This is a genomic window from Amycolatopsis jejuensis (assembly GCF_000717335.1).
In the GTDB taxonomy this organism is placed as follows: Bacteria; Actinomycetota; Actinomycetes; order Mycobacteriales; family Pseudonocardiaceae; genus Amycolatopsis; species Amycolatopsis jejuensis.
Map to the genome: position 1 here is coordinate 1 of NZ_JNYZ01000036.1, position 11744 is coordinate 11744.

Here is an 11744-nt window from a genome sequence, read left to right on the forward strand (position 1 = left end):
AGATCTGCACTAGATCGCTCGTCGGCAGCGTCAGATGTGTATAAGAGACAGGCTCAGTTCCGTGCCGGTCAGGAAGCAGTTGCCTCGGCGTCGTCTGTGGGCTCGGAGTTCCCGGAGTCCTCGACCAGGGTGCCGCGCAGCCATTGCTCAACCCCGGCGATGTGCACCGTCGCCCACGAGCGGGCCAGTTCCGGCTCTCGGGCGGCGATCGCGTCGTAGATTGCGGTGTGTTCTTCGTGTGTTCGGGCCACCGCACCGTCCTGTGTGAGGCCGCGCCAGATTCGGGCTCGCGCGGTCGGCCCGGACAGGCTGTCGAGCAGCGCGCAGAGAACCGGATTGCCTGAGCCGTCCGCAATTTTGCGGTGGAACTGCAGGTCGTTGGCCACGAGTGCGTCGATGGTCGGCGATTCGGCCAGCTCGCCGAGTAGCGTGCCCAGCTCGACAATGTCCTCGTCACTCATGCGCAACGCGGCCATCGCGGTCGCCGCCGGCTCGAGAATGCGCCGCACGGCAAGGAAATCGAGCATGGTGTCGTCGCGATGAAAGTCGACGACGAACGTCATCGCGTCAAGCAGCAGGTGCGGTTCGAGGCTGGTGACGTACGTGCCGTCGCCTTGGCGCACGTCCAGCACCCGGACGAGGCACAACGCTTTCACCGCTTCGCGCAGCGAACTGCGCGAAAGCCCCAGGCGCTGCGCCAGTTCGGCCTCCCTGGGAAGCCGGTCGCCCGGTGCCAGCTCACCCGAGAGGATCATGTCCTTGATCTTGCCGATCGCGACATCGGTGACCGGCATCGAGCCGCCCTCCCTGCAGAGACCTCGGATGTTTGCTCCCTACAGCGTGCCACGCGCCCTCGCCGGACGAATGCCTGACCCACGGCCGAGCGCAGCTCAAAGCGGCCCCACACTGAGGGGCTCAAAGCTCGGGATGGCGTGCACGGTGCACGCAACCTCAGCTGGTCCGGGCGGCACGCTGGTCAGCCGGACCCAGTGTCAGCCGGACCCACTGGTCCGTCAGGTCACCTGGTTCGGCACCGAGCCCGTCACACGGCTCATTGCTCAGCGACCGCGCCACCCAGCGATCTCGCTACCCAGCGGTCTTAAGGGCCCAGGGGTCTCATTGCCCAGCGATCTCACGGCGCAGTGGTCTCACCACCCTGCGGTCTCACTACCCAGCGGTCTCGCCACCGAGCGGTCTCACCCCCAGTGGCCTCAGCGCCCAGAGATCTCACAAGCCAGAGACTCACTGTCCAGCGAGCCACTCAGCCCGTCGTCGAGCCTGTGCCAGGGCCGCTTCCATCCCAGGCGGTCGACCCGTCGCGTCGGGTAGCGCAATGACCGACCGCGGCACCACTCGCGGTCCGGCTGTCGCGCATACCCGTGGCTTCCGACGACGCAACGCCACGTACCGCACGCCGGGCACCGTCGCGGACGGGCCTGCCGAGCGACCGGGAACGGCAGGACATCCTCGAACACGCTGCTGAAGCAGATCTATGGACTGAGTACGGAGAATCGGAGTTCTGTGAATTGATGTGTATGTCGTGTTTCTTCCACGATGCAACGAGTCTCGCGGCCTGTCCAGGCCGTTCTGCTGTGAGCAGCGAGCTATCGCTCGTCCGTGTGATTCGGTGTGATTCGGTGTGATTCAGAACTCCTGGCCCTGGATCATTTCGCGCAGCTTCGTGAGCGCGCGGTGCTGCGTGACCCGGACATTTCCGGCCGAGATACCCAGTGTCTCCGCCGTTTCGTTGGCGCTGAGGCCGACGACGATGCGCAGGGCGAGGATTTCCTGCTGCAGCGGCGCGAGACGCGTGAGCAGCTCCTGCAGCCGGCTGCCGAGGTCGAGGCGCAGGGCGTGCGACTCCGGCTCGTTGCCGACCAGCGGGCGCTCCGGCAGCTCCGGCACCGGCTCGGAACGGTCGCGCGCGACCGCGCGGTAGGCGTCGGCGACCTTGTTGGCCGCGATCGCGTGCACGAGGTACAGGAACGACCCACCGCGGTCCTGGTAGTCGGGCAGGGCTTTGAGCACGGCCATGCAGACGTCCTGGGCGACGTCGTCGGCCGAGAGGTACGAGAGGTCGCGGCCGCCCATCCGCGCGCGGCAGTAGCGCGCGACCACGGGCCGGAGCACGTGCAGCAGGCGGGCGATCGCCGCCTGGTCGTTCTGCCCCGCCGCGCGCACGAGGGGGTCCAAGTCCTCTTTGGTCAAGCGTCCCCCGGACCGGGGCAGCGTCTCCGGGTTCACGTAACCCGCGACGCCGGACTCCTCGGTACGGGACGTCTTCGACGGTGCTGTCATGGTCGTCTCCCCGGCAACCCTCGACCGTCGCTGTCTTGGGGTCAACACTCTGTGATGTTGCGGTCGCAGCTACTCCGATCGGTCGGGGGGAGTGCTGCAGCCGTTGCGACGCTCCGTAACCTTAAGCGGCCGGACGCCGACCGTCCACATTTCAACTACGAATACCCCGTTAGCAGCAGTGGTCTTGACACAAACGAGACCAGGCGACGCACAGTACGAGTTCGGCCTCGCAGCATGTGCGGATGACCCGATCGGTACGTCACGAAGAGTGATAGCCAGGTAGCGCAACAGAGAGTGGCCACCACTGCGGGTAGAACGGGTTCCACTGCGGTTGAGGGCACCGGTCGGTGCAATGCGTGATCTTGAGTCTGCTCAGCCGCGCCGCGCGAACACCCACCACCGCAGCACGGCGAACCGGGCGACTCCGCCGACGAAGCTCGCCGCGAGCAACGCGACGGTCTGCTGCCAGGCTGAGGGCTGCCCGGCGACCGCGTCGAGCGCGGAAAGCACGACCGACCCGTAGCCCGCGTAGAAGGCAAAGGTGGCCAGGTCCTGTAGATGCCGCTTCCCGGCGCGGCTGCGGCGGCCCGAAAACGTGACGCGCCGGTGGAACTCGGTATTGCCGACGGTCGTGATCGCGAGCGCCGCGAGATTCGCCCACTGCGCGCCGAACTCCGGCCGCAGCGCCAGGAACAGGATCGCTTGCAGTCCCGTGGTGACCACTCCGGCGACGAGGTACCAGGCCGCGTGTCCGCCGATCTCGTGGCGGCGAAGACCGGGCCGGTTCGTGCTTCGTGACCGGCCGCAATTACCCAGCTGACGGTGGTTCTGCCGGTCCGCCCCGTCGGCCTCGGGTCGGCCACGGTCGGCCTGTGCCTCGGTCCGCTCATCGAACCCTTTACAGGAGGCGTTCCGGTCGGCTTCGGGCCGCTGCCGGTTGACCGAACCTTCGTCACCCGGCGAGACAGGTGCGGCACTCGGACGGTCCGCGATGTTGCCGATTTCCGGCGAATAGTGCGTCGCGGTGCGGTCCGCCGACCGTGACCCGGCAGTGTCGCCACTGAATGGCGACTGGCTGGCGGCATCGGCACGGAGCTGGCCTTGGCCAGATCCGGCGCCCGGCACGATGGTGCGCCGGCGGCGGATACCGATCCGTCCTCGTGGTACCCACCTGGTGGTGGTCATGATCCTGACGCTAGCGTGTTTTCACAAATTTGTGAACCTGATGAACCGAATGAACATATGTGATCCCGGTGACAGCCGTGCGGCCCGTTTCACCGGAAAGCGCCTCGGGTAGCTCATCACGAACAATCCGGACTTCGGGAGGTGCCCGTGAGCGATCCCGGCGACCACACGCTCCGGCCGAGTGAAGCACTCGATGAGGACGACCTCCGCGTCGACCCGCTCGAGGCAGGCGTCGAACCACCCGAGCACTGGAGCGCTGTGCACCGCGGTCCAGCGGAGATCCGCGAAGAGGAAAGCGATGTGCCCCGGCTTGCCGAGGGGGACGTCCAGCCGTCGCCGGTCCCCGGCCGCCCGGTCGCCGCGACACCGGCGGAGGACCTTCCCGAAACGGTCGAAAACTCCGACATCGAGCCGGTCGCGCCGGACTCCTCCGTGCCCCACCGGGATGCCGCGTCCGACCACGGCGAATGGGCCGACCGCGCGGGCGGCACGGTCGCCGATGCGATCCGCTCGGCCATGGCCCGGAGATCGTGATCTCAAACGTATTTGTGACAGGTTCCACCGTCACAGCTACGGCCCGGCGCTCACACTGCGCGACCGTGGCGCCGCCCCTAGCGTGAAAAACCACCCGCAACCGACCGCGCATCCGACTGCGACGAAGGGAAGGCCGAAGATGCTGACCGTCACCGAAGCCGCCGCCGAGGCGATTACCGCGCTGACCGCCGACCAGGGCACCGACTCCGAACAAAGCGGCCTGAGGTTCGCACTGCAGAGCATGGAAGGCGAGGGCGCTCAGCTGGCACTGTCAGTGGCCCCGGCCCCGGAAGACGGCGACCGAGTCGTCGGCGCTGACGGCGGCGCGAAGGTCTTCCTCGAGCCGCAAGCAGCTGCCCTGCTGGACGACAAGGTCCTGGACGTCCAGCAGGACGAGACCGGCGACGTCGCCTTCGCTGTACTGCCGCAGCAACCCGCTTGAGGTCATCCCGCGGAGCCCTCTCGACAGGTTCGTGACAGGGCGACGCCGTGCTGCCAGGCCGGTCTGTTCGCAGCCGGATGGCAATGGGACGCCGATGTAGCAGGCTTGGCTCGGCGGGGAGGACGGCCTTGGTCCGGCCCTCGACGGGTGGTCTGAGTCGGCCGTCAGTCGCAATCGGCTGCACGCTGCGTCGACAGTCTCGATGAGCTGCCAGAGTGGGCTCGACAGTCTCGGCGGGCTGCTCGAGTTGGTCTGACAGCCTCAACGGGTTGCCTGCCGCGCCGTTGTCAGTGGCGACCGGCCTCCCATTGCACCGTCAGTCTCGACGGGTTGCCTGCCGTGCCGTCACCGGCTTCTCGCCGCGCCGACAGCGGTGGCCTGGCCGCCTGCCGAGTCGTTAACCTCGACCGACCTCCCGCCGCGCCGAGAGCGGTGGCCTGGCCGCCTGCCGTGCCTTCAGCGGTGACCTGGCCGCGCGCCGTGTCTTCAGCGGTGGCCTGGCCGCGCGCCGTGTCTTCAGCGGTGGCCTGGCCGCGCGCCGTGCCTTCAGCGGCGACTGGCTGCGCGCTGTGCCGTCAGTCCTGACCGGCTGCCCGTCGTGCTGTCAGTCAGTCTCGACCGGCCTCCCGCTGCGCCGTCACCCGCGCGCCCAGTCGCGCACCAGTACCGCGGCCCGTTCGCGCAGCAGTTCTGCTGCGTGGGCGCGGGCGTAGTCCAGCGACGGGGCATGGTCGATCAGCGCGCTGCTGCCCACCACGCCCAGCCCAGCCAGCGCGTCGGCGTCCAGTTGGATCCGGCCGGCCAGCACCAGCAGCGGAACTCCGGTCCGCCCGGCGCGCGCGGCGATCCCCGCCGGAGCCTTGCCCGACAGGGACTGCTCATCCAGCGAACCCTCGCCGGTGATCACCAGGTCCGCGCCGGTGAGCGCGTCGTCGACGCCGGTCAGCGCGGCGATCAGGTCGAAGCCGGACTCGACCGTCGCGCCCAGTCCGGCGATCGCTCCCGCCGCGACGCCTCCGCCCGCTCCTGCGCCCGGAAGATCCGCGACGTCCACCGCACCGGCCTTCACCAGCGCCTTCGCCCAGTGCGACAGCGCATCGTCGAGGGCCAGCACGTCCTCCGGGCTCGCGCCCTTCTGCGGGCCGAACACCGCGGCCGCACCGTTCGCGCCGAGCAGCGGGTTGGTCACGTCCGTCGCGACCGCCACCGGCACCGCGCCCAGCCGCTCGCGCGCCGACCCGAGATCGACACGAGCAACCCGAGCGAGTGACCCACCGCCGAGACCGACCGACACATCCGACGAGTCGACGACGTCAGCGCCCAACGCGGCGAGCATCCCGGCGCCGCCGTCTGTACTCGCCGTGCCGCCGACCGTCAGCACGAGCCGCTGCGCGCCGCGCCTGAGCGCGTCGTCCAGCAGCTCACCAACGCCCCACGTGTGCGCGGCAAGCGCGACCTCCCGGCTCGGCGTCACGAACTCGATGCCGCACGCCCGTGCCGACTCGACGTAAGCCGTGCCGTCGAGCAGCACGTACCGGGCCTCGACCTGCTCGTCGAGCGGACCCCGCACGGACACGCGCACCACCGAGCCGCCAGCGTTCTCCAGTACTTCCAACGTTCCTTCGCCGCCGTCGGCGACCGGGCACGCGGAGATCTCGGCGTCCGGCAACGCATCGCGCACGCCCTGCGCAATGGCCTCCGTGACCTCGACCGCGGTCAGGCTTCCTTTGAACTTGTCCGGTGCGATCACGACGCGGGTCATCGGGCGACTCCGGTGAGCGGCTCGGCGCCGGCGAGCACCGAGACGACGTTGCGGGCAGCGAGTACGGCCATCGCGGTGCGTGTCTCCACTGTCGCCGACCCGAGGTGCGGCGTGAGCACCACGTCCTCGCGTGCCAGTAACCGTGGCTCGACCTCCGGCTCCGCCTCGAACACGTCCAGCGCCGCGCCCGCGATCTCGCCGGCCTCGAGCGCGTCGGCAAGCGCTGACTCGTCGACGACCGGACCGCGCGTGGTGTTGACCAGGTACGCACCCGGTTTCATCGCCCGTAACGCGTCCGCGTCGATGAGGTGCCGCGTCTCCGGCGTGAGCGGGCAATGCAGCGACACGAAGTCGGACCGTCGCAGCAACTCCTCGAACGACACGAACTCGCCCGCGAAGCCCGGTTTCGCTGACCGTCCTGAGCAGACGACCTGCATCCCGAACGCCACCGCCCGGTCCGCCACCGCACGCCCGATCTGCCCGAGGCCCACGATGCCGAGCGTCTTGCCCTGCAGTCCGGATCCGAGCAGGAAACCGAGGTGGAACGACCACGGCCGGCGCGCCCGGACGAGACGTTCACCCTCGCCGAGCCGACGCGAGACTGCCAGCAGCAGCCCGAACGTTAGGTCCGCGGTCGCGTCAGTGAGCACGCCAGGGGTGTTCGTCACCACCACCCCGCGCTTGCCCAGCGCAGCGACGTCGACGTTGTCGTAGCCCACGGCGACGTTCGCGACCACCTTCAGCTCCGGCCCGGCGGCGTCGGCCACCGCGCCGTCCATCCGGTCGTGCAGCATCGACACCACGGCGGACGACCCGGTGACGAACTCACGCAGTTCCTCCGCCGTGAGCGGGCGATCCTCCTTGGAGATCTCCACTTCGCCTGCTTCACCGAGCACCTGCGCGGCCTCGTCCGGAATCCAGCGGGTGACCGCGATCTTCGGCATGCCGAGCAGCCTAATGCCCACCACATCGCATGAGCGAGGTTCGCCGCCCGGCCGCCTTTGAACGCCCGCTCTGAGCTGCAGTGGAACGTCGGCACGTGACCAAAGCCTCGCCACGGCCGGTCATGGTCTGCTGCTGCCGCATTCCGCATTGTGGTACCACGCAAAGAGATTCACGTCGGCCATGGTCGCTCGACCCCGGACTGCCGCGATGTCTCCGGTACCCGGCTTCGGCGCTGGGGACTGTCCAGCATCAGTCGCTTTGTCCCCACCCCGGCCCGGCCCGGCGCCGCGAAACCCGTTCGCCACCTGCCAGCGCATCGTGTTCTCTTGGCGACCACCTCCCTTTCCGATCCTTCGCCCGTCCTCCGTTTGATACTCGCCGCGGGCGGCTAACTCGTGCTATGTTCTCATGCAGAACGTGTGTGCGCAATACGAACACACGGAGATCGGCAGAAGAAACGACGCAGGAAGATCCGGACGGAAGGGCTCGTGATGGCAAGGGTGCTGTCGCTCGGCGAGGCGGTCGCCGAGCTGGTGCACGACGGGGACACCGTCGCTCTCGAGGGGTTCACTCACCTCATCCCGGTCGCGGCCGGGCACGAGATCATCCGGCAACGCAGGCGAAACCTGACGCTGGTCCGGATGACTCCGGACATCGTCTACGACCAGCTCATCGGCGCAGGCTGTGCGAGCAAGCTGATCTTCTCGTGGGGAGGCAATCCCGGGGTCGGCTCGCTGCACCGCTTCCGTGATGCCGTGCAGCATTCGTGGCCGGTGCCGCTGGAGATCGAGGAACACAGTCACGCGGGCATGGCCAACCGCTATGTCGCAGGAGCGTCCGGGCTGCCGTTCGCCGTGCTGCGCGGATACACCGGCACCGATCTGCCTGCGCAGACCTCCACGATCAAGCCGATCACCTGCCCGTTCACCGGAGAACAGCTCACGGCCGTGCCCGCACTCAACCCGGACGTCACGATCGTGCACGCGCAACGTGCCGACCGGGTGGGCAACGTCCAGCTCTGGGGAATCCCCGGCGTGCAAAAGGAAGCTGTGCTCGCTGCGAAACGGTCACTGGTGACGGTAGAAGAGGTCGTCGACGAACTGGAACCGCGGCCCGGTGCGCTGATCCTGCCGTCGTGGGCGGTCACTGCAGTGGCCGAGGCGCCGGGTGGGTCGGCGCCGTCGTACGCCGCCGGGTACTACGAACGGGACAACTCGGCGTACCAGGCGTGGGATGCGGTCGGGCGGGACCGCGACGAGTTCACCAAGTGGCTGAACGAACTGACCGGGGTGAAGGCATGAGCGAGTACACCTCCGACGAGATGATGAGCGTCGCTGCGGCGCGGGCGTTGCGCGCGGGCACCTCCTGCTTCGTCGGGATCGGATTGCCCAGTACAGCGGCCAACCTCGCCCGGCGCACCCATGCCCCAGACCTCACGCTGATCTACGAATCTGGCTGCCTCGGCGCAAAACCCACCCGGCTGCCGCTGTCGATCGGCGACGGCGAGCTGGCCGACACGGCCGACGCGGTCGTCAGCGTGCCAGAGGTATTCAACTACTGGCTGCAGCCCGGCCGGATCGACGTCGGGTTCCTCGGAGCTGCGCAGTTGGACAAGTTCGGCAACATCAACACCACAGTGATCGGCGCCGACTACCACGATCCGAAGGTGCGGCTGCCCGGCGCAGGCGGTGCGCCGGAGATCGCCGCCTCCTGTAAGGAGGTGTTCGTGGTGCTGCGGCAGAGCAAAAGGGCGTTCGTGGAGAAGGTCGACTTCATCACCTCGTTCGGCCACGGCACCGGCAGGGGCGACCGCGAGCGGCTCGGCCTGCGCGGCGCCGGGCCGACACTCGTGGTCACCGATCTCGGCCTGATGCGACCCGATCCGGACACCGCCGAGCTCACGCTCACCGAGCTGCACCCCGGTGTCGAGCTGGAGCAGGCTGTCGAAACCACCGGGTGGACACTGAAGGTGGCGGCGGACCTGAAGACCACCCCGGCGCCCCTTGAACGCGAACTGACCCTGCTCCGCGAACTGAAGAAGGCCGGCGAATGAGCGACGCATACGTACTCGACGCGATCCGTACTCCCTTCGGGCGCTACGGCGGCGCCCTGTCCGGGGTACGCCCCGACGACCTCGCTGCAGGTGTCCTGCGCGCGCTGGCGGAACGAAACGGACTTGATCCGTCCACAGTGGACGAAGTGCTGCTCGGTGACGCCAACGGCGCCGGTGAGGACAACCGGAACGTGGCGCGGATGGCGGCGCTGCTTGCGGGCTGGCCGACGTCGGTGCCCGGGGCCACGGTCAACCGGCTTTGCGGCTCCGGCGTCGAGGCGACCATGCAGGGCAGCCGGGCCATCCAGGTCGGGGACGCATCGCTGGTCGTCGCGGGTGGCGTCGAGTCGATGAGCCGGGCGCCGCTGGTGATGCCGAAGCCGGACAAGGCGTTCCCGGCCGGCAACCAGACGCTGTACAACTCAGCGCTCGGCTGGCGGATGGTCAACCCGGCGATGCCGTCGCAGTGGACGGTCTCGCTCGGCGAGTCCACCGAACTGCTGGCCGAACGTTACGGCATCGGCCGGGACGAGCAGGACGCATTCGCCGCGCGCAGCCACGCGAACGCGGCGCGGGCGTGGGACGAGGGCTTCTACGACGATCACGTGGTGCCGGTCGAGGGCGTCGAGCTGTCGCGTGACGAAGGAATCCGGCCGGATTCAACGGTCGAGAGACTCGGAAAGCTCAAGACGGTGTTCCGCAAGGAAAACGGCACTGTCACGGCGGGCAACGCTTCACCGCTGAACGATGGTGCGTCGGCGTTGCTGCTCGGTGACGCGGCCGCGGCGGAGCGGCTCGGCAAGGCTCCGCTGGCTCGGATCGCCGGTCGTGGGGCTGCGGGTGTCGACCCGGACGTGTTCGGCATCGGCCCGGTCCGTGCGGCGGAAATCGCGCTCGAACGGGCCGGCATCGACTGGAGTGACCTTGCGGCAGTGGAGCTCAACGAGGCGTTCGCCGCACAGTCGCTGGCCTGCCTCAAGGAATGGTCGAAGCTCGACCCGGAGATCGTGAACGTCAACGGCGGTGCCATCGCGATCGGCCATCCGCTCGGAGCCTCGGGCGGCCGGATCATCGGCACCCTTGCGCACCAGCTCCGCCGCACCGGTGGGCGCTGGGGTCTCGCTGCGATCTGCATCGGTGTGGGGCAGGGTCTCGCCGTCGTACTCGAGCGCCAGTAGAGGAGGACTCATCGTGGCCACCCCCACCGACCGGCGCTTGCCGCGCTACCGGACCGATCCCGACGGCACTCACCCGCCGCTCGACTATGCGCCGTACCGCTCGACCACCCTGCGGCATCCGAAGCAGCCGCTGGTCTTGTTGCCGCAGATGCTCACCGAAGTCACCGGTCCATTGCTCGGCCCGGGACGGATCGGCGAACTCGACAACGACCTCACGCGGCAGCACGCAGGAGAGCCGCAGGGGCAGCGGATCATCGTCACCGGCAGGCTCCTCGACGGCGACGGACGTCCGATCCGCAACTCGCTCGTCGAGATCTGGCAAGCGAATGCCGGCGGGCGCTACCGGCACACCGGCGACCGCTGGCCATCGCCGCTCGACCCGAACTTCGACGGGCTGGGCCGCACCCTCACCGACGGCGACGGGCGTTATCAGTTCACTACCATCAAACCCGGCGCGTATCCGTGGAAGAACCACGACAACGCCTGGCGTCCGGCGCACATCCACTTCTCCGTCTTCGGTTCGGCGTTCACGCAACGGCTCGTCACGCAGATGTACTTCCCCGACGATCCGCTGTTCTCGCAGGACCCGATCTTCAACTCGATCCCCGACGAGAAGGCGCGGCAGCGGATGATCTCGCGGTTCGACCTCCAGCGCACCGAGGAGGAATGGGCACTGGCGTTCCAGTTCGACATCGTGGTGCGCGGGCGCGAGCAGTCGGTGTTCGAGGACGAGGAGGAAGACGAGTGAGGATGGAAAGCACCCCCTCGCAGACCGTCGGGCCGTACCTGTCCATCGGGCTGCCGTGGGAGGACGGGCCGTTCGTTGTCGCGGAGGGCACCGAAGGCGCCGTGTGGATCCGCGGCGGGGTTTACGACGGCGCGGGTGATCCGGTGCCTGACGCGATGATCGAGACGTGGCAAGCCGATCCGGACGGCGCGTTCGACCATCCCGACGACCCGCGCGGGGCTCCCGGCCTCCCGTTCCGTGCGTTCGGCCGGTGTCCCACCGACGAGCAGGGGCAGTACCGGATTCTCACAGTGCTGCCCGGCATCGTGCCGGACGCGACCGGTGCACCGCAGGCGCGGCACATCGACGTTTCGGTGTTCGCTCGCGGGCTGCTGAACCGGGTCGTGACGCGGATCTACTTCGAGGACCAGGACAATTCCGCGGACGCGGTGCTGGCGAGCGTGCCGGAGGGACGGCGTGGCACGCTGCTCGCGCGGAAGGACGGCGACGGCTACCGGTTCGACGTGCGGCTGCAAGGGGAGGGGGAGACGGTGTTCTTTGCGGTCTGATCAGCCGGTGATGAGCGGCCCGATCAGGCGATGACGCAGCGGTCTAATCCG

12 protein-coding genes are annotated in these 11744 nt (G+C 68.6%); 7 read left to right on the top strand and 5 right to left on the bottom strand.

Going from position 1 to position 11744, the window contains the following annotated elements; genetic code table 11:
* Positions 1 to 68: 68 nt before the first annotated feature.
* The 3 genes from OO71_RS37270 to OO71_RS53495 form a co-directional block, all read right to left on the bottom strand.
* Entirely contained in the window at positions 69 to 794 is a 726-nt protein-coding gene (locus OO71_RS37270) for a FadR/GntR family transcriptional regulator (protein WP_033294740.1), read from the bottom strand.
* An 850-nt stretch (positions 795 to 1644) separates the two neighbouring features.
* The gene (gene shbA / locus OO71_RS37275) at positions 1645 to 2298 is read right to left on the bottom strand and encodes an RNA polymerase sigma factor ShbA (RefSeq protein ID WP_033294741.1); all 654 of its coding nucleotides are present in this window, start codon (positions 2296 to 2298) and stop codon (positions 1645 to 1647) included.
* A gap of 372 nt (positions 2299 to 2670) precedes the next feature.
* On the bottom strand, positions 2671 to 3483 hold the full coding sequence (locus OO71_RS53495; RefSeq protein ID WP_084145543.1) for a GtrA family protein: 813 nt from the start codon (positions 3481 to 3483) through the stop codon (positions 2671 to 2673).
* Between the two features lie 147 nt (positions 3484 to 3630).
* Here OO71_RS53495 and OO71_RS37285 point away from each other — a divergent pair, with 147 nt between their 5' ends.
* A complete protein-coding gene (locus OO71_RS37285) occupies positions 3631 to 4017 on the top strand; it encodes a hypothetical protein (RefSeq protein ID WP_084145544.1) in 387 nt (128 codons plus the stop codon).
* Between the two features lie 139 nt (positions 4018 to 4156).
* On the top strand, positions 4157 to 4459 hold the full coding sequence (locus tag OO71_RS37290) for an iron-sulfur cluster biosynthesis protein (protein ID WP_033294743.1): 303 nt from the start codon (positions 4157 to 4159) through the stop codon (positions 4457 to 4459).
* Between the two features lie 637 nt (positions 4460 to 5096).
* Here the strand turns inward: OO71_RS37290 and OO71_RS37295 are convergent.
* Positions 5097 to 6221, bottom strand: coding sequence for a glycerate kinase (locus OO71_RS37295; protein WP_033294744.1), 1125 nt, complete (start codon positions 6219 to 6221; stop codon positions 5097 to 5099).
* On the bottom strand, positions 6218 to 7165 hold the full coding sequence (locus tag OO71_RS37300; protein WP_033294745.1) for a 2-hydroxyacid dehydrogenase: 948 nt from the start codon (positions 7163 to 7165) through the stop codon (positions 6218 to 6220). Before OO71_RS37300 ends, OO71_RS37295 begins: the two co-directional genes overlap by 4 nt.
* Before the next feature lie 492 nt (positions 7166 to 7657).
* Here OO71_RS37300 and OO71_RS37305 point away from each other — a divergent pair, with 492 nt between their 5' ends.
* Genes OO71_RS37305 through pcaG form a run of 5 tightly spaced genes read left to right on the top strand, consistent with a single transcriptional unit; the run spans position 7658 to position 11693 of the window.
* Positions 7658 to 8467 carry a CoA transferase subunit A gene (locus tag OO71_RS37305; protein WP_033294746.1) on the top strand — a complete coding sequence of 270 codons (810 nt, stop codon included), beginning with the start codon at positions 7658 to 7660 and terminating at the stop codon, positions 8465 to 8467.
* A complete protein-coding gene (locus OO71_RS37310; RefSeq protein WP_033294747.1) occupies positions 8464 to 9219 on the top strand; it encodes a CoA-transferase subunit beta in 756 nt (251 codons plus the stop codon). The genes OO71_RS37305 and OO71_RS37310 overlap by 4 nt, the downstream gene beginning before the upstream one ends.
* Entirely contained in the window at positions 9216 to 10397 is a 1182-nt protein-coding gene (locus OO71_RS37315; protein ID WP_033294748.1) for a thiolase family protein, read from the top strand. The genes OO71_RS37310 and OO71_RS37315 overlap by 4 nt, the downstream gene beginning before the upstream one ends.
* A 13-nt stretch (positions 10398 to 10410) precedes the next feature.
* On the top strand, positions 10411 to 11145 hold the full coding sequence (gene pcaH, locus OO71_RS37320) for a protocatechuate 3,4-dioxygenase subunit beta (protein ID WP_033294749.1): 735 nt from the start codon (positions 10411 to 10413) through the stop codon (positions 11143 to 11145).
* A gap of 2 nt (positions 11146 to 11147) precedes the next feature.
* Positions 11148 to 11693: a protocatechuate 3,4-dioxygenase subunit alpha gene (pcaG, locus tag OO71_RS37325; RefSeq protein WP_033294750.1), complete on the top strand. Its 546-nt coding sequence runs from the start codon at positions 11148 to 11150 to the stop codon at positions 11691 to 11693.
* The last annotated feature ends 51 nt before the right edge of the window (positions 11694 to 11744 follow it).

What these genes read in the sequence shown, in the direction of transcription:
- OO71_RS37290 (WP_033294743.1), top strand. Translation starts at nt 4,157, where the DNA reads ATGCTGACCGTCACCGAAGCCGCCGCCGAGGCGATTACCGCGCTGACC.
- OO71_RS37315 (WP_033294748.1), top strand. Translation starts at nt 9,216, where the DNA reads ATGAGCGACGCATACGTACTCGACGCGATCCGTACTCCCTTCGGGCGC.
- shbA (WP_033294741.1), bottom strand. Translation starts at nt 2,298, where the DNA reads ATGACAGCACCGTCGAAGACGTCCCGTACCGAGGAGTCCGGCGTCGCG.
- OO71_RS37305 (WP_033294746.1), top strand. Translation starts at nt 7,658, where the DNA reads ATGGCAAGGGTGCTGTCGCTCGGCGAGGCGGTCGCCGAGCTGGTGCAC.
- OO71_RS53495 (WP_084145543.1), bottom strand. Translation starts at nt 3,483, where the DNA reads ATGACCACCACCAGGTGGGTACCACGAGGACGGATCGGTATCCGCCGC.
- OO71_RS37295 (WP_033294744.1), bottom strand. Translation starts at nt 6,221, where the DNA reads ATGACCCGCGTCGTGATCGCACCGGACAAGTTCAAAGGAAGCCTGACC.
- pcaG (WP_033294750.1), top strand. Translation starts at nt 11,148, where the DNA reads ATGGAAAGCACCCCCTCGCAGACCGTCGGGCCGTACCTGTCCATCGGG.
- OO71_RS37300 (WP_033294745.1), bottom strand. Translation starts at nt 7,165, where the DNA reads ATGCCGAAGATCGCGGTCACCCGCTGGATTCCGGACGAGGCCGCGCAG.
- OO71_RS37270 (WP_033294740.1), bottom strand. Translation starts at nt 794, where the DNA reads ATGCCGGTCACCGATGTCGCGATCGGCAAGATCAAGGACATGATCCTC.
- OO71_RS37310 (WP_033294747.1), top strand. Translation starts at nt 8,464, where the DNA reads ATGAGCGAGTACACCTCCGACGAGATGATGAGCGTCGCTGCGGCGCGG.